This window comes from Lacihabitans lacunae (assembly GCF_042649125.1).
Classification (GTDB): domain Bacteria; phylum Bacteroidota; class Bacteroidia; order Cytophagales; family Spirosomataceae; genus Leadbetterella; species Leadbetterella lacunae.
Genome location: NZ_JBHRYQ010000001.1, coordinates 1,329,566 through 1,344,708 on the forward strand (window position 1 = coordinate 1,329,566; position 15,143 = coordinate 1,344,708).

16 protein-coding genes are annotated in these 15,143 nt (G+C 34.8%); 10 read left to right on the forward strand and 6 right to left on the reverse strand.

Going from position 1 to position 15,143, the window contains the following annotated elements:
- Position 1 precedes the first annotated feature (1 nt).
- The 3 genes from ACFOOI_RS05765 to ACFOOI_RS05775 are packed head-to-tail and all read left to right on the forward strand — an operon-like array spanning position 2 to position 2,590.
- A complete protein-coding gene (locus ACFOOI_RS05765) occupies positions 2 to 931 on the forward strand; it encodes a homoserine kinase (RefSeq protein ID WP_379836024.1) in 930 nt (309 codons plus the stop codon).
- A 23-nt stretch (positions 932 to 954) separates the two neighbouring features.
- A complete protein-coding gene (locus ACFOOI_RS05770; RefSeq protein WP_379836026.1) occupies positions 955 to 1,560 on the forward strand; it encodes a DUF4254 domain-containing protein in 606 nt (201 codons plus the stop codon).
- Positions 1,553 to 2,590, forward strand: a complete 1,038-nt coding sequence (locus tag ACFOOI_RS05775) for a glycosyltransferase family 9 protein (RefSeq protein ID WP_379836028.1) — start codon at positions 1,553 to 1,555, stop codon at positions 2,588 to 2,590. The genes ACFOOI_RS05770 and ACFOOI_RS05775 overlap by 8 nt, the downstream gene beginning before the upstream one ends.
- Positions 2,591 to 2,592: 2 nt before the next feature.
- On the opposite strand, the gene ACFOOI_RS05780 is transcribed toward ACFOOI_RS05775, so the two are convergent.
- Complete coding sequence (locus tag ACFOOI_RS05780; protein ID WP_379836030.1) at positions 2,593 to 4,068, reverse strand: UDP-N-acetylmuramate--L-alanine ligase; 1,476 nt, start codon at positions 4,066 to 4,068, stop codon at positions 2,593 to 2,595.
- A 153-nt stretch (positions 4,069 to 4,221) separates the two neighbouring features.
- Here ACFOOI_RS05780 and ACFOOI_RS05785 point away from each other — a divergent pair, with 153 nt between their 5' ends.
- From ACFOOI_RS05785 to ACFOOI_RS05800, 4 genes are all read left to right on the forward strand, one after another.
- A complete protein-coding gene (locus ACFOOI_RS05785) occupies positions 4,222 to 5,697 on the forward strand; it encodes an arginine decarboxylase (protein ID WP_379836032.1) in 1,476 nt (491 codons plus the stop codon).
- Between the two features lie 333 nt (positions 5,698 to 6,030).
- Positions 6,031 to 6,417 (forward strand): sugar 3,4-ketoisomerase, encoded by a 387-nt coding sequence (locus tag ACFOOI_RS05790; protein ID WP_379836034.1) that lies wholly within the window; start codon positions 6,031 to 6,033, stop codon positions 6,415 to 6,417.
- A gap of 6 nt (positions 6,418 to 6,423) precedes the next feature.
- Positions 6,424 to 7,518, forward strand: a complete 1,095-nt coding sequence (locus ACFOOI_RS05795) for a DegT/DnrJ/EryC1/StrS family aminotransferase (RefSeq protein WP_379836036.1) — start codon at positions 6,424 to 6,426, stop codon at positions 7,516 to 7,518.
- A complete protein-coding gene (locus ACFOOI_RS05800) occupies positions 7,515 to 8,423 on the forward strand; it encodes a glycosyltransferase family 2 protein (protein ID WP_379836038.1) in 909 nt (302 codons plus the stop codon). Before ACFOOI_RS05795 ends, ACFOOI_RS05800 begins: the two co-directional genes overlap by 4 nt.
- Here ACFOOI_RS05800 and ACFOOI_RS05805 read toward each other — a convergent pair.
- From ACFOOI_RS05805 to ACFOOI_RS05820, 4 genes are read right to left on the reverse strand one after another with little or no spacing between them, the layout of a single operon-like run.
- Positions 8,410 to 9,552 carry a MalY/PatB family protein gene (locus ACFOOI_RS05805; protein WP_379836040.1) on the reverse strand — a complete coding sequence of 381 codons (1,143 nt, stop codon included), beginning with the start codon at positions 9,550 to 9,552 and terminating at the stop codon, positions 8,410 to 8,412. The two genes, ACFOOI_RS05800 and ACFOOI_RS05805, sit on opposite strands and share 14 nt — an antisense overlap.
- 19 nt (positions 9,553 to 9,571) lie before the next feature.
- Positions 9,572 to 10,342 (reverse strand): SDR family oxidoreductase, encoded by a 771-nt coding sequence (locus ACFOOI_RS05810; protein WP_379836042.1) that lies wholly within the window; start codon positions 10,340 to 10,342, stop codon positions 9,572 to 9,574.
- A 14-nt stretch (positions 10,343 to 10,356) separates the two neighbouring features.
- Complete coding sequence (locus ACFOOI_RS05815) at positions 10,357 to 11,109, reverse strand: SDR family NAD(P)-dependent oxidoreductase (protein WP_379836044.1); 753 nt, start codon at positions 11,107 to 11,109, stop codon at positions 10,357 to 10,359.
- Between the two features lie 46 nt (positions 11,110 to 11,155).
- On the reverse strand, positions 11,156 to 11,920 hold the full coding sequence (locus ACFOOI_RS05820; RefSeq protein WP_379836046.1) for a class I SAM-dependent methyltransferase: 765 nt from the start codon (positions 11,918 to 11,920) through the stop codon (positions 11,156 to 11,158).
- 102 nt (positions 11,921 to 12,022) lie between these two features.
- On the opposite strand from ACFOOI_RS05820, the gene ACFOOI_RS05825 reads away from it, so the two are divergent.
- Positions 12,023 to 12,376, forward strand: coding sequence for a hypothetical protein (locus ACFOOI_RS05825; protein WP_379836048.1), 354 nt, complete (start codon positions 12,023 to 12,025; stop codon positions 12,374 to 12,376).
- Positions 12,377 to 12,378: 2 nt separating this feature from the next.
- Here ACFOOI_RS05825 and ACFOOI_RS05830 read toward each other — a convergent pair whose 3' ends face one another.
- On the reverse strand, positions 12,379 to 12,522 hold the full coding sequence (locus tag ACFOOI_RS05830; RefSeq protein ID WP_379836050.1) for a hypothetical protein: 144 nt from the start codon (positions 12,520 to 12,522) through the stop codon (positions 12,379 to 12,381).
- Positions 12,523 to 12,742: 220 nt separating this feature from the next.
- On the opposite strand from ACFOOI_RS05830, the gene hisS reads away from it, so the two are divergent.
- Entirely contained in the window at positions 12,743 to 14,110 is a 1,368-nt protein-coding gene (gene hisS, locus ACFOOI_RS05835) for a histidine--tRNA ligase (protein WP_379836052.1), read from the forward strand.
- Complete coding sequence (gene mltG / locus ACFOOI_RS05840; RefSeq protein WP_379836054.1) at positions 14,103 to 15,143, forward strand: endolytic transglycosylase MltG; 1,041 nt, start codon at positions 14,103 to 14,105, stop codon at positions 15,141 to 15,143. The genes hisS and mltG overlap by 8 nt, the downstream gene beginning before the upstream one ends.

A 15,143-nucleotide genomic window follows, 5' to 3' on the forward strand; every position in this document is an offset into this window, starting at 1 on the left:
AGTGGAATCAATAAAAGTTTTTGCTCCAGCCACAGTGGCCAATGTTGCTTGTGGTTTTGATATTTTTGGTCTAGCAGTCGATAATCCGGGAGACGAAGTTATCGTAACTAAGAGACAGGACGATCAAATTGTGATCCAGCAAATCACCGGAGATGATGGAAAATTAACGTTTGATATCCAGAAAAATACGGTAACAGTTCCGATTTTAAAATATTTAAGCCATTTAGATATAAAACACGGATTTGATATTATTCTAAACAAAAAAATGCCCCTTGGAAGTGGACTTGGAAGTAGCTCAGCAAGCTCGGTAGCGGGTGTTTTTGCCGTAAATCAACTTTTAAACAAACCGCTTAATACAGAAGAACTACTGCCATTCGCAATGGAAGGTGAAAGAATAGCTTGCGGTTCTGCACACGCAGATAATGTTGCCCCTGCCCTATTGGGAGGCTTCGTGATTATCAGGTCATATTCGCCTTTAGATTTCTTTAAAATAAATACACCTGCCGATCTGTATGTTTCAATCGTACACCCCGATGTAGAAGTAAATACCAAAGACGCAAGGCACATATTGAAAAATGAAGTTTCTATGAATAAAACCATTTCTCAAATGGGAAATGTAGCTGGAATGGTAGCAGGCTTAATTAGTGAAAACTACGATTTAATAGGCAGATCTATGGTAGATTATATCATTGAGCCCATTCGTTCTATACTTATACCTCAATTTTTTGAGGTACAAATGGCAGCAAAAGAAAATGGTGCCCTTGGTTGTAGTATTTCAGGAGCTGGCCCATCCATATTTGCATTTTCGAGAGGTAAAGAAACCGCTGAAAAAGTAGGCCTCGCTATGCAAAAAGAATTTACGAAAGTAAATATCCAATCAAACTTATTCGTTTCATCAATCAATCAGTCTGGTCCAAAAATATTAGACTAAAAAGACTATAAGATTCCATTCTAATGAAAGCAGAACAAATAAATAATTTATTTAAAGAAGCGATCAAGCTATACCACGTTTCAGACCATGTGGATAGTCCAATGCCCGATATTCAGTCAAAATCTCAGTTTGAGCAATTATTATTTCACAAAAATTGGATTGACACCGTGCAGTGGCACCTTGAAGACCTAATAAGGGACCCAAAAATAGCACCTGAAACTATTGTAGCACTAAAAAGGAGAATAGATGCATCAAATCAACACAGAACCGACAAAGTTGAGGAAATAGATGAGTATCTATATAAGTCCATAGAAGGAGTTACCTTAAATCCAAATGCAAGATTAAACTCTGAAACTCCTGCCTGGTTACTAGATAGAATGTCAATTTTACAGTTAAAAATTTATCACTTTCAAGAGCAACTAAACAGGTCAGAAATCGACGAAAATCATAAGATTTCCGTTACCACAAAGCTCTCAATTTTGTTAATTCAAGAGCAAGATTTGGCTCAAAGTTACGATGAACTGATTGAAGACTTAGAAGCGGGTAAAAAATATATGAAACTGTATAAACAGATGAAAATGTATAACGACCCGAACTTAAACCCGGTGCTTTATAAAAAAAATGATTAAGGATAAGAACATACTTATTTTTAGATTTTCGGCAATGGGAGACGTTGCCCTTGCTGCAGCAGCAATGAAAGAAGTGGTGCATCAAAACCCAAATAACACCTACTGGATAGTAACAAGACCTAAATTTTCTATTTTTTTTAAGAATATTCCTTTTGTAAAACTACTAGCCGTAGATTTAGAAAAAGAATTTATGGGTGCCAAAGGAATACTCAAACTTTACAGAAAAGTGGCCTCCGTAAATCCCGATATCATAATTGACCTGCATGAAAACCTTAGAACAAGGATTTTAAAGTTATTTTTTTCAATAAAAAAAACACCATTTTTAGTTTTTGACAAAGGAAGAACCGAAAAAAAATCATTAGTAAAAAACAAAAGCTTCAAGCAACTCAAACATACTACAGAGCGGTATTTGGATGTTTTCAAAAGAGCAAATATCATTACAGAAACAGAAATAAGTACTGATGTTTATCCAATTCTAGATTTCAAAAAAAAGAATGGGTTAGAAGTTTTTGAAAATAAAAAACTAATTGGAATTGCACCATTTGCTCAACACATAAACAAAATGTGGCCTTTGGGAAAGTATAAAGAACTTAGTGTAAAGATTCAAAATGAATTTCCAGGCTATGAACTTATATTTTTTGGTGGAGGGAAAAAGGAATTTGAGTTGATTGAAAGCTTTACGACCAATAATTCCAAATGGCACAATGTAATCGGAAAATTTGATTTAGAAACAGAATTGAGTTTGATTGCAAACTTGTCTGTAATGGTTTGTGGCGATTCTTCAAATATGCATTTTGCCGCACTTTCGGGTATTCCTGTAGTTTCAATTTGGGGAAGTACACACCATTTTGCAGGATTTGGACCTCTTTTTCAAAACCCAGAAAATATTGTGGAGATTAACAAAAAAGAGCTTGAATGTAGACCATGCTCTGTATATGGAAATAAACCATGTGCTCGAGGAGACTTAGCCTGCCTCGAACACATAAGTTCGGATATGGTCTTGAGCAAACTCAAAACCATATTATTTTAAGGTTATTTATCTTTTTTCAATTTACCTTTTAAATTCCCTAATAAGCCACCCCATTTTTTAGATTTTGGAGCTGTTTCAATCTCAGGGAATGTTTCTTCTACAGGTAATGCAAGTATTTCAGCACTTAAGGTATTTAAATCAGTGCCACCAAAGGTACCTGAAGACATTAAAAGTAAATTGGTTTGAAACCAATTAATTTCACCTAAAAACTTCCTTAATCCCTCACTGTCAGTAATTACTTTTAGATCTGACCTACCAAAATATTTCACAATTTCTTCTTCCGAAATCTCAGGCATATTTTTCATTTTCAGCGTATGCGGGCTATAAAAAACTACCGCTACATCGGCATCCTGAAGTTTTTGATCATACTGAGGCAAAAAATCTTTGTTTAAACTCGAAAAAGTGTGCAACTCATAGCAAGCTACCAGTTTACGAGCCCCATATAGTTCTTTTGTGGCTTGTGTAGTAGCACCTACCTTAGAAGGTGCGTGTGCAAAATCTCTGTATATGTGTGTGTTTGCATTTTGCCCTAAAGTTTCGAGCCTTTTAGAAGCACCTTTAAAGGTTTGGATAGCTTCATAAAATTGTTCTTCAGTGATACCTAATCTTTCCAAAATATGCTTTGCCCCCATGAGGTTCTTCATATTATGTTCTCCAAAGATTTTAAGTTCTACGTTTCCATTTTTTGTTTTCAAAAACACTTTACCATTATCGACCAAATAAGGATGTGCAGCGTAAGGAACTTTAACTATATCCGCTCTGTCTTTCTCTCCGATAACTTTAACTATGTCGTCAGTTTCATCGAAAACGATAACTCCAGCCTTATCCATACCATCGGCAAGTTCTTCAAATGCTCCTACATATTTATCAAAGGTTGGGAAAACATTGAAATGATCCCAAGCCACACCACTTAGTAGCATAATGTGTGGGTGATAGAATAAAAACTTCGATTTCATTTCTATTGCAGAAGACAAATATTCGTCTCCTTCAATAATCACAATTGGGGCGTCTTCAGTAAGTTTAACCATTAAGTCAAACCCTTCGATTTGAGCACCAACCAAATAATCAAAATTACGGTTATAATAAGCCAATACGTGTAGAATTATACTGGTTATTGAAGTCTTTCCGTGACTACCAGCAATAACCACTCTTTGTTTATTTTTGGTTTGTTCGTACACATACTCAGGAAACGAATACACCTTCAAACCTAATTCTATTGCTTTTGCTAATTCCGGATTATCTTTTTTTGCATGCATTCCCAAGATAATTGCATCCAAATCGGCCGTTATTTTTTCAGGAAACCAACCATTTTCTGCTGGTAAAATACCCGCGTTGGCTAATCTTGTTTTAGCTGGCTCATAAATTTCATCATCAGAACCTGTTACCAAAAAACCTTTTTTTGACAATGCCAGGGCTAAATTGTGCATTACAGCACCACCCACAGCAATAAAATGAACTTTAGTTTGTTTATTTAACATTATTGTCGTTTTTATCTAAAATTAATACTTTAAAGATTAAATAAGTTTTAAGTCTTTAAGTAAGCGTATACTTGCAAAGTTCTAAAAATTATGTCAATTTTGCACCATCTTTTTTTCAATTAAAAACCTTTAGAGTTAGCAACTTCAAAATAAATGAAGAGATACATAGACTTGATTCAGCAAACTTTTGAATTCCCTACTAGAGAATTCGGAGTTGATGCTAAAAACAATCTTCAATTTAATAACGTGCCTTTGATGGAGGTTATTAAAAAATACGGAACTCCGCTTAGAATAACGTATCTTCCTAAAATTGGGGAGCATATAGAACATTCTAAGTTGCTCTTCAAAAATGCAATGAAGAAGTATAACTTCAAAGGAAGCTACACGTATTGTTATTGCACAAAATCTTCGCACTTTAAATTTATAGTAGACGAAGCCCTTAAGCATAACATTCACCTTGAGACCTCTTCAGCTTTTGACATGCCTTTGGTTAATACATTGTTCGAAGAAGGAAAAATATCAAAAGAGACATATATAATCTGTAATGGGCACAAGCAACCCCAATATCTAGAATATATTTCACAGTTTTTAAATGATGGCTTTACTAATTGTATTCCTGTTTTAGACAACCTAAGAGAAATAGACCATTATCTAAACACAGTAACTGCTGAAAATGTAAATATAGGTATAAGAATAGCTACAGACGAAGAACCTAATTTTTCATTCTATACATCAAGACTTGGAATTAGATACAAAGATGTGGATGAGCTTTACTTGACTAAAATTAAACCCAATAAAAGGTTTAACTTAAAAATGCTCCATTTCTTTATTAATTCAGGAATAAAAGATTCAGCATATTATTGGTCAGAACTTACAAGGTTCATGTTTAAATACTGTGAAATCAAGAAGCTTTGCCCAGAACTAGATTCCATAGATATTGGTGGTGGAATGCCTATCCAGACTTCAATTGTCTACAACTTTGATTATCAGGCAATGGTTGATGAAATCATTGAAAACATTCAGTGGATTTGCCATAAAAACAATGTACCAGTTCCAAATATATTTACAGAATTTGGAAGTTACACAGTTGGAGAGAGTGGTGCAATTCTTTATAAAATAATAGACAGAAAACAACAAAACGATCGCGAGCTTTGGTATATGATTGACGGTTCGTTTATCACTCAGTTACCTGACGCTTGGGGTATCGGACAAAAATATATCATGTTGCCAATCAATAATTGGGACGCACCATATACAAAAGTTAACCTTGGTGGCCTAACTTGCGACTCAGCGGATTATTACAACACAGAATCTCATTCAGAAGACTTATATATGCCTATGCTCGACGAAACTAACGACGAAGAGCAGTACATCGGATTTTTCCATACCGGAGCCTACCAAGAGTCATTAGGCGGCTATGGCGGTATTCAGCATTGTTTGATTCCTGCACCAAAGCATGTCTTGATAGATTTAGACGAAAACGGAAACATTACAACAGAACTTTTCGCTGATCAACAAAATGCAGAATCAATGTTAAAAATCTTGGGATATCGCTCAAAAAGAAAAAAAACAGAGCGTTTAATCCTTGAAGATGAAAGTGTTGAGTTTCAAAACGAAGAAGAAAAATAAAATAATTTAAAACGTATAGCGTTTCTAATAAAAATTCTAGATTAAAATAATGAAAGTTAAAATAGTATTTGCTCTCCTAATTTGTTCATTTGTGTTTGCTTCATGTAGAAAACAGCCTTGTCCAGCATACGGAAAAAAGCAAACTAATACAGATTCAAGAGTTAATTCTTAGTTAAGATAAATTGTTTTTTAAAGGTCATGTTTGCACATGACCTTTTTGAGTTTATGGACATTTCTAAATTTTAAGCTTACCTTATAATCAAAATATCTTAAACTACATTGAATTTATAGGGTTACAGATTATCTTTGAGAAAACTATGACCCTAAAAGTTAATGGCTGTATTAATAAAGCTAAAATCTATAGAATCGCACGAAGGTATTTTATCTGTTTTTGAACAATTACTACCTGGACATATAGAAAGAGTATATTTCATTTATGGAGTTCAAACCGAAAGCATTCGAGGCGGACATAGGCATAAAGAAACTTGGCAAGGACTAATTTGCCTAAACGGCTCATGCAAAATTTATGTTCAAGATGGACACATTGAAGAAACATTTGAATTAGACAGTCCAGAGAAGTGCCTTTTATTAAAACCTACAGATTGGCATCAAATGTATGATTTTTCTATTAACTCAACATTGCTTGTCTTGGCAAACAAAAACTATGATCCCGAAGATTACATTGATGAGCCGTATATTCCTGAAAATATAATACATTGAGTTAAGATGCCGATACCTTTTTTGAACTTAAAAAAAATAAATCAAAATCTTAATTCAGAACTACAGGGAGCTTTTTTGAAATTCCTCGATTCAGGCCAATATATTTTAGGCTCTGAGGTTGCTGATTTTGAAACTAACTTTGCAAACTATTGTGAATCAAACTACTGTGTAGGTTTAGCAAATGGCTTAGATGCCTTAATCTTAGGTTTGCAAAGCTTAGACTTACCTACAAACTCAGAAATATTAGTACCTGCAAACACGTATTATGCCTCCATATTATCAATATTAAAAGCAGGGTATAAACCTGTTTTGGTTGAACCAAATATTGAAACCTATAATATTGATTCTTCAAAAATTGAATCTCATATTACTAATAACACTTCTGCTATATTGGCTGTAAACCTTTATGGAAAAATGTGTGATTTCGAAGCACTTAATCGAATTTGTAAAGACCACGATCTGAAACTTATAGTAGATGCTGCACAGAGCCATGGAGGAATATATGATGGCTCAAAAAAATGTATAGGAGCTGATGTAACCGCTTACAGCTTTTATCCCTCTAAAAACCTCGGAGCCTTATCTGATGGTGGGGCAATAGTAACTGACGATGCACAGATTTACAATAAGATAAAATCACTTCGAAATTACGGTTCAAGTATAAAATATCAATTTGAATATCAGGGAATTAATAGCAGACTAAGTGAAGTTCAAGCTAGTTTTTTAAAACTAAAACTTCGATATTTAGATGAAGAACTATTAAAAAGACGACAAATAGCACGAATATACTTAACAGAGATAAAAAACAAACTTATAAGTTTACCTAGCAAAACAAGTATTGACACAGATGCTTGGCATTTATTCGTAATCAGAACAAGCTACAGAGAAAGACTAATAAAACATTTAACAGAAAAAGAAATTGGTTTTGAGATTCATTACCCAACTCCACCACACAAACAAAAAGCATTAAAAGACTTTAACTATCTATCTTTGCCTATCACTGAAAAAATCCACGATGAAGTATTAAGTATCCCACTAAATTCAACTTTAACTAATAGTGAGTTAGCCTATATTATTGATACCATTAACAGTTTTAGAATATGATAGAATTTTCGGTAGTTATACCAGTTTATAACGGCTCAAGTAGTATTGAAAGACTAGTGGAAAGCCTAAAAGAAAATTTAAAAGGGTTTAAATTTGAAACCGTTTTGGTAAACGATGGAAGCAAGGACAATTCTGGCGAAATATGCAAAAAAATAGCCTTAAGCACTGAAAATGTAAAGTTTATAAATCTCAGAAAAAACTTTGGTGAGTTTAATGCCGTTATGTGTGGCCTTAATCACGTGCAAGGCAAATACACTGTTATCATTGACGATGACTTTCAAAATCCTCCTTCAGAAATACTAAAACTGTTAAAGACTGCAAAAGAAAATGATTTCGATGTAGTTTACAGTTATTATGAATCAAAAAAGCACCATTGGTTCAGAAATCTTGGTAGCAGTTTAGTAAATTACTTAACCACGTTTTTACTTAAAAAACCCAAAGATTTGTACTTGAGTAGTTTTAAATTAATTCATGAAGATGTGGTTAAAGAAATAATCAAATACAAAGGACCCCATCCGTATATTGACGGCATACTTTTTCAAATTACAGACAATATTGGAAAGCAAAAGGTAGATCATTTAAAAAGAGAAAACGGTGTTTCAAATTATTCATTCAGAAAACTCCTTTCTTTGTTTTTAACCATACTTTTTGGTTATTCATTGCTTCCGCTAAGGTTAACATTTTTAGCTGGAATATGCTCCATCATTTTCTCATTAATTTACATGTTGCTTTATGCAACTAACATCATTCCTGAGTGGGGATCGCCTATTGTGATATTTATGTGTGGAACTATTTTGTGTTCTATTTCTCTCGTAGGAGAGTATATTGGAAACAACTTTATGATACAAACTGGGAAGCCCCAGTTTGTAACCAAAGATATTATTTCGAAGCCTAAGGATTTATAGAAGAAACAGCTTTTTTTATTCTATTTATAGCTTCTTCAAGGTTGCTTTTTTGTGTTGCAAAATTAAGTCTAAAATAGCTTTTACCCCCAAAAATACTAGCATCTTGAACGCCAACGCCGTGCTTTTCTAATATTTCAACAAAGTTAAAGGACCCAGTCTTTTCGTAACTTATCCAAGCCAGGTAAGTGGCCTCCAATGGCTTCATTTCCAAGCCTTCTATTTTATTTATTTCATTTAATAGAAAGGCATGGTTTGCTTGTAAATATGCAATCATTTCTTTTCGCCATGGCTCACCAAATTTGTAAGCGGCCAATGCCGACTCAAAAGCAAATGCAGATAACATAGGCATCATCCCATATTTTGCCTTTTCAAAACTCGCCCTTAATTCTGCATTTGGAATTATGGCCATAGAACAACCCAATCCTGCAATATTAAATGTTTTAGACGGAGCAAGAAGGGTAATAGACCTTTGCTCGATTTCTTTGTTTAAAGTCGCTATGCTTATGTGTTTTTTGGTTTCATCCAAAATCAGATCGCAATGAATTTCGTCAGAACAAATAATCAAATCATTTTTCAAGCAAAAATCTGCAAGATGAGTAAGTTCTTCTTTTGAAAAAACTCTTCCGTTAGGATTATGAGGATTACACAATAAATAAAGCTTTGTGCTCGGATTTACAGACTTTTCCATCTCTTCAAAATCCATTTCCCATCTTTCATTTTTCCAAACAAAAGGAATATCAGATAGTCTCCTTTTTCCAAAATCTGCGGCTTCTAAAAAAGGCCTATAAACAGGAGACGAAGTCATAACAGCGAAAAAATCATCTGAGATACTTCTAGTAGCGGTGTGAATACCTGGCACCAAACCTGGCAGCCATACAATCCACTCTTTTTTAATTTCCCAATTGTGAAGCTTCTTTAACCTATCCACTACCACAGTTTCTAATTGCTCTGGAACATGCGAATAACCGATAATACCATGATCAACTATTCGGCTTAAAGCCTCCTTGATTTCAGGAATTACTTCAAAGTCCATATCTGCCACCCAAAGCGGTAACACTCCATCTGGGTACTTATCCCACTTATAACTATTCGTATTTTTTCTGTCTACTATTTTATCAAAATCAAACATAGTTCAAAATTATATTTTATTATATCAAAGTTCCTCCATCTACTTCATAAATGGTACCAGTAGTGTAAGAAGACGCCGAAGACGCTAAATACAATACCAAAGAAGCTATTTCTTCTACTGAACCCATTCTTGCAATTGGAAGGTTTCTTGTAAAATGATCTAACATTTTCGGGTTTTCCCAAAGGGCTTGACTAAACTTAGTCTTTATAAGTCCCGGGCACACTGCATTAACTCGAATGTTATCTTTGCCCCATTCTTTTGCTAATACTTTAGTGAGCATATTTAAAGCGGCTTTACTGACGCTGTACATGCCAAGCCCTGGGTCTGGAGAAAGTCCGGCTATAGAACTAATATTAACCACGCTCCCTCCTCCTCTACTCACAAAAACTGGATGAAGCAACTTAGCAAACTCAAACGGGGCCTTCACATTTACGGCCATGATTTTATCAAAAGCCTCACCACTGCAGTCAAGTGAAGGTCCAAAAACAGGATTAGTGGCGGCGTTATTAACCAAAATATCTGCCCCACCGAAAGCTTCTATGGTTTTGTCTAACAATGCCTTAAGTTGCTCAATATCTCCAGCGTGGGCCTGAACGGGCAATACCTCCGAGCCTGACTCTTTTCTAATATCCGCAGCTAAAACTTCTAAATCTTCTTGTTTTCTACTACTAATTACTACTTTGGCACCATAAGAGGCCAAAAAACGAGCGATAGACTCACCAATACCTTTACTTGCACCTGTTACTATCGCCACTTTACCAGTTAGCGAAAATGCGTTTTTATATTCCATAATTTTAATTTTGTTTATTGGGCAGATAATCCACCATCTAAAATAATGCTTTGACCCGTCATAAAACTCGATTCGTCAGAAGCTAAAAATAGTATTGCAGAAGCAATCTCAGAAGATTCTCCAAAGCGTTTCATTGGAGTTATAAACTTCAAAGTTTCCAAATAATCAGGCTCAGTGTCAGCACTTGAAAGCATTGCAGTTTGTGTAAATCCAGGACAAACGGCATTTACTCTAATATTATATTTGGCTACTTCCAAGGCAGCGGTTTTAGTCATGCCCATTACGGCATGCTTACTTGCAGAATAGGCTATGTGGCCCACCATTCCAAAGTGGCCGGCTACCGAAGCCGTATTTACAATTACCCCTTTTTTATGAGCAATGAATACTTTGAGTGTGGCTTTCATAAAATAAAAGACTCCTTTTACGTTTACGTCAATTACGTTATCAAAATCCTCATCCGAATATTCTACAACTTTTTTCCTGGGGCCTAATATGCCAGCATTGTTTATCAGGATGTCAATTACCACTCCATCAGATTCAAATGCTTGGAATAGCCCATTGACTTTAGCTGAATCGCTAACATCACACTGAAAGTACTGAAAATCCACTCCTAATGATTTCAGTTTCAATTTTAAATCGTCATTTATTTCAGGTGAAATATCGACAGCTAAAATTTTGGATTTATGTTTGGCAAAAAGCAAACATGAAGAAAAGCCTATGCCGGAATTTGCTCCGGTAATAAGGACATTTTTGTTAATTAAGGTCATTTAGTTTTTAAGGTTGGATGAAGCCCTAATATCTAAGGAAAAAAAGTTATTTCCTACAAAAATATACTATTTCGTCTTTTGGAAGTGCATATTTATTTACCGTTTCTACTGGCATTTGTTTTACAAAATCATCCTCTAAAACCTCAAAGCCAGCTCTTTTTAGTTCTTCGCCATAATTTTGACCAAATAATCTTAAATGGTCTGACTGTAAAAATACACGTTCTCTTTCTCTTGGGTCAGTTATAGTAGGGTCTTCTATAGTTTTAGGCAGTCTCATGTCTTGCGGTGACTGCATGATAGCCCAACCGCCTGGCTTTAATACTCGGTAAAGTTCGCTTGTGGCTTTGTCGAAATCATTGACATGCTCTAACACATGATTACAAAATATAACATCAAAAGTATTGTCTTCGTATTGGATTTTTTCGATATCCATTTTAACTTTGGCCAATGGTGATTCTATATCGGCAGTTAAATATTGCAGGTTTTTAAGCTTTTCGAACCTATCTATGAAGCAATATTCAGGGGCGATGTGCAAAACATACAAATCATCTTTAAAAAAATTTGTCTTTTCTTTTAAATAAAGATACATTAGGCGGTGCCTCTCTAAGGCCAAACAATTTGGACAAAGTGCATTTTCTCTTGGGTTAAGCCTTCCATATGGCAGGAATTTGGTAAAACCTTGCTCACATACTGGGCATTCTACAGCATCCCCTTTCATAAAAAATGCGTACATTTTCAATGGAATATGACTTACCAATTGAAGATACTTACGAGGTACAAAGCGTATTAAAAAGCTGATTATATTTTTCATTCGGCAAAAATAGTAACAAAAAACAATTAAATTTGTAATGGATGAAAAATAGTAAAATGGAAAACCATAAAACTATTTAAACATATAAAAATTAGAACTTAAATGATTATCAAACCAGAAGAAGCTCCCGGACAAAAAATTATAAAAAAACTACCCCTTGAAACCAAATGGATGCTGTGTAGTGCTGCTGGATTAGCATTGATAGGATTAGGCTTATGCCTTTTTAGTGAAATAGCGTATTTAAAACATCAAGGTGCTCAAACATCTACTTGGGTGATATTTGGCACATTTAGCTTGGTGATTATAAACTCAGGTATTGCTATATTTGGAAAAGCCGTAGTTTACAAAACCGAAATCAGAAGCAGAGATGCTTACCGAGAAAGACAAAAAGATATGAAGAATAGAAGAAATAAAAAGAAGACAGAGCATAAAAAAACCCTCAAAAAAGAGGGTTAATATTATTTCGCAAATTCTGCTTTGATTTCTTCAGCTGTAACCTTCTTAATTGTAGGCTTGCTTGTAAGTCTTTTAATAGTGTCCATTTTGTTATTAGCAACGGCTCTGTTTTTGCGACTTTTTCTTTTTAATTGAGTAACTCCCATTTCGAATTTATATTTTTATTTATCTGAAATCATTAAACGAGGTGCAAAGGTAAGAAAATTTCTTTTTCTTAATAATTCAATATTACTTTTTTTTCAAATAACTCTACTTTTTTTTTATCCTCCAATTACTCTACGACAAATAATATAGTTTTCAGCACGCTATTTAAAACTTAATATCCTTATTTTTGCATTTCAATTTCAAAATAAGGAAAAAACTATTATGTCAAAACCAAGTTTGGCAAGAGGCACCAGAGACTTTGGGCCAGAAACCATGGTGAAAAGGAATTTTATTTTTGACCAAATAAAAAAAGTCTATCAAAAATTTGGGTTCCAACCGTTGGAAACTCCTGCAATAGAAAACCTATCAGTTTTAATGGGTAAATACGGTGAAGAGGGTGATCAGCTGCTATTTAAAATTTTAAACTCTGGTGATTTTGCAAAAGACCTCACTTCAGATGACCTAAGTGCTGGCTCAAAAAGTATGCTTAGGAAAGTATCAGAAAAAGGTTTAAAATATGACCTCACAGTGCCTTTTGCAAGGTATGTGGTTATGAACCGACATGCACTTGCTATGCCATTTAAACGTTATCAGATACAGCCCGTATGGCGTGCTGACAGACCACAGAAAGGTCGCTACAGAGAATTTTATCAATGTGACGCCGATGTGGTAGGAACAGACTCATTGTTATGTGAGGCTGAAATAGTGGCCATGCTGCATGAGATTTTCGAAAATTTGGGTTTAAAAGAATTCACCATAAAAATAAACAACAGAAAAATACTAAGCGGAATAACCGAAACTATCGGTGCCAAAGGCAAAGAAGTAGAACTTTGTGTTGCAATAGACAAACTTGACAAAATAGGGAAAGAAAAAGTTGAAGAGGAATTGCTCCAAAGAGGCTTTACAGCCGAAAACATAAAAGAACTTCAACCGCTATTTAGTTTATCAGTAAGTCAAACAGAACTCTTTGAAAATCTAAAAACATGGTTAAAAGACTCAGAAATAGGAATATTGGGTGTAAATGAACTTGAAGCCATCTGGCAACTTGTGGATAGCCTAGGAGTTGAAAACCCAAAAATAGCTTTTGATCCATCCTTGGCAAGAGGCTTAAGTTATTATACTGGTGCTATTTTTGAAGTAAAAGCTTTGGGTGTAAGTATAGGTAGTATTTCTGGTGGTGGCCGATATGACAACCTTACGGGCACTTTCGGTATGCCAGGCCTTTCTGGCGTTGGAATTTCTTTAGGTGTAGATCGAATTTTTGATGTGATGGAGGAACTAAACATTTTCCCTACGGAGATATCGGGTTCTAGAACTAAAGTTATGGTAACCAATTTTGGGCCAGACACTTTAGCTAAAAGTTTAGAGATACTTACCCTACTCAGAAAAGAAAATATTAACGCGGAGATTTATCCAGAAGATTCTAAAATAAAAAAACAATTTGAATACGCGGACAAAAAACAAATCCCGTTTGTTATTATACTCGGTTCAGAAGAAATAGAAAAAGAAATTTATAACCTGAAAGACATGAAAACAGGTGAACAGGTTTCGATTAACAAAACTCAATTATTAGAAAAATTACATGTTTAAAAACAGAAAGGTCCTTGTTTATTTGTTAGTGATTGTGTCCACTTTGGCGGCTACATTTACTTTTTATTTTTGGCAATTGGCCAATAGTCCGAACCTCAATGTACAGGGTGAAAAGACATTTGTGCTTTATATTCCAAAAAACGCTACGTATGACACCGTTTTGGATAGCCTTAGAGCCCACAAAATGATCACCGACGAAGTATCGTTTGGCTTTTTATCGAAAAGAATGAGCTACCGTGAAAACATTAACTCAGGTAGATATGAAATACCTGCGAGCTCGTCTAATAAAGAGATATTGAGTAAACTAAAAAATGGGGAGCAAGATCCGGTTAAACTTACATTTAATAACATCAGAACCAAAGCAGATCTAATAAAAAAGCTAGGTTCGAAAATGGCTTTTAACCCCGATGAACTTTACAAAAAGCTAAATGACGAGGCGGTTTGTGAAAAATATGGTTTTACCAAAGAAACCATTATGTCAATGTTTTTGCCTGATACCTATTTTATCTATTGGGACTTACCGGTAGATGGCTTTTTAGACAGAATGAAAAGCGAATATAAGACATTTTGGAACAAAGACCGTTTGCAAAAAGCTCAGAATATTAATATGACACCAAGTCAAGTGGCTACTATGGCTTCGATAGTGCAAAGCGAGACAAACAAAACAGACGAAATGCCGAAAGTAGCTGGCGTATACGTAAACCGAATAGCTACTGGAATGCCCTTGCAAGCGGACCCAACGGTAAAATTTGCCGTGGGCGACTTCTCTATTAAAAGAATTCTTTCGAAGCACCTTTCAGTAGACTCACCTTATAATACGTATAAATATCAAGGTTTGCCTCCTGGGCCAATAGCCCTGCCAGAAAGAAAAGCGATAGATGCAGTTTTGAATTATCAAAAACACGATTTCACGTATTTCTGTGCAAAAGAAGATTTTTCAGGGTATCATAATTTTGCGGTTAATTATACAGAGCATCTTCAAAATGCCAATAAATATCAAAAAGCCCTAAACGAAAGAGGGATAATGAAATAA

Excerpts from the sequence above, each read along its gene's own strand:
- ACFOOI_RS05805 (WP_379836040.1), bottom strand. The coding sequence starts at position 9,552 with ATGTTTGATTTTGATAAAATAGTAGACAGAAAAAATACGAATAGTTAT.
- ACFOOI_RS05810 (WP_379836042.1), bottom strand. The coding sequence starts at position 10,342 with ATGGAATATAAAAACGCATTTTCGCTAACTGGTAAAGTGGCGATAGTA.
- ACFOOI_RS05825 (WP_379836048.1), top strand. The coding sequence starts at position 12,023 with ATGATTATCAAACCAGAAGAAGCTCCCGGACAAAAAATTATAAAAAAA.
- ACFOOI_RS05820 (WP_379836046.1), bottom strand. The coding sequence starts at position 11,920 with ATGAAAAATATAATCAGCTTTTTAATACGCTTTGTACCTCGTAAGTAT.
- ACFOOI_RS05780 (WP_379836030.1), bottom strand. The coding sequence starts at position 4,068 with ATGTTAAATAAACAAACTAAAGTTCATTTTATTGCTGTGGGTGGTGCT.
- ACFOOI_RS05785 (WP_379836032.1), top strand. The coding sequence starts at position 4,222 with ATGAAGAGATACATAGACTTGATTCAGCAAACTTTTGAATTCCCTACT.
- ACFOOI_RS05800 (WP_379836038.1), top strand. The coding sequence starts at position 7,515 with ATGATAGAATTTTCGGTAGTTATACCAGTTTATAACGGCTCAAGTAGT.
- mltG (WP_379836054.1), top strand. The coding sequence starts at position 14,103 with ATGTTTAAAAACAGAAAGGTCCTTGTTTATTTGTTAGTGATTGTGTCC.
- ACFOOI_RS05830 (WP_379836050.1), bottom strand. The coding sequence starts at position 12,522 with ATGGGAGTTACTCAATTAAAAAGAAAAAGTCGCAAAAACAGAGCCGTT.
- hisS (WP_379836052.1), top strand. The coding sequence starts at position 12,743 with ATGTCAAAACCAAGTTTGGCAAGAGGCACCAGAGACTTTGGGCCAGAA.
- ACFOOI_RS05815 (WP_379836044.1), bottom strand. The coding sequence starts at position 11,109 with ATGACCTTAATTAACAAAAATGTCCTTATTACCGGAGCAAATTCCGGC.
- ACFOOI_RS05775 (WP_379836028.1), top strand. The coding sequence starts at position 1,553 with ATGATTAAGGATAAGAACATACTTATTTTTAGATTTTCGGCAATGGGA.
- ACFOOI_RS05770 (WP_379836026.1), top strand. The coding sequence starts at position 955 with ATGAAAGCAGAACAAATAAATAATTTATTTAAAGAAGCGATCAAGCTA.
- ACFOOI_RS05790 (WP_379836034.1), top strand. The coding sequence starts at position 6,031 with ATGGCTGTATTAATAAAGCTAAAATCTATAGAATCGCACGAAGGTATT.
- ACFOOI_RS05795 (WP_379836036.1), top strand. The coding sequence starts at position 6,424 with ATGCCGATACCTTTTTTGAACTTAAAAAAAATAAATCAAAATCTTAAT.